The following is a 1,073-nucleotide window of genomic DNA, read 5'->3' on the forward strand; positions in this document are numbered from 1 at the left end:
ACCAAGCCTCACGTCAACGTGGGCACAATCGGCCACGTGGACCATGGCAAGACGACGCTGACGGCGGCCATCGCTACCGTGCTGTCCGCCAAGTTCGGCGGTGAAGCCAAGGCATACGACCAGATCGATGCAGCGCCCGAAGAAAAGGCCCGCGGTATCACGATCAACACCGCCCACGTGGAATACGAAACGGCCAACCGCCACTACGCCCACGTGGACTGCCCTGGCCACGCCGACTATGTGAAGAACATGATCACCGGCGCAGCCCAGATGGACGGCGCTATCCTGGTGTGCTCGGCCGCTGACGGCCCAATGCCCCAGACCCGTGAGCACATCCTGCTGGCCCGCCAAGTGGGCGTGCCTTACATCATCGTGTTCCTGAACAAGTGCGACATGGTGGACGACGAAGAACTGCTGGAACTCGTCGAAATGGAAGTGCGCGAACTTCTGGACAAGTACGACTTCCCAGGCGACGACACCCCCATCATCCGTGGTTCCGCCAAGCTCGCCCTGGAAGGCGACAAGGGCAAGCTGGGTGAAGAAGCCATCATGAAGCTGGCTGAAGCGCTGGACACCTACATCCCCACGCCAGAGCGCGCTGTGGACGGTGCCTTCCTGATGCCCGTGGAAGACGTGTTCTCCATCTCCGGCCGTGGCACCGTGGTGACCGGTCGCGTTGAGCGCGGCATCATCAAGGTCGGCGAAGAAATCGAAATCGTCGGTATCCGCGACACGCAAAAGACCATCTGCACCGGCGTAGAAATGTTCCGCAAGCTGCTGGACCAAGGCCAAGCTGGCGACAACGTCGGTCTGCTGCTGCGCGGCACCAAGCGCGAAGATGTGGAGCGCGGCCAAGTGCTGTGCAAGCCCGGCTCGATCAAGCCCCACACCCACTTCACCGCTGAAGTGTATGTTCTGAGCAAGGACGAAGGCGGCCGTCACACGCCCTTCTTCAACAACTACCGCCCTCAGTTCTACTTCCGCACGACCGACGTGACCGGCGCCATCGAGCTGCCAGCCGACAAGGAAATGGTCATGCCTGGTGACAACGTGTCGATCACTGTGAAGCTGAT

At 61.1% G+C, this 1,073-nt stretch carries 1 protein-coding gene; it reads left to right on the forward strand.

Annotated features, from left to right (window positions below; genetic code table 11):
* Nucleotides 1-1,073, forward strand: a 1,073-nt coding sequence (gene tuf, locus ACODS0_RS27975) for an elongation factor Tu (protein WP_488838498.1), incomplete at both ends; no start/stop codon positions are given.

The sequence above is a fragment of the Acidovorax sp. FG60 genome, assembly GCF_057808995.1.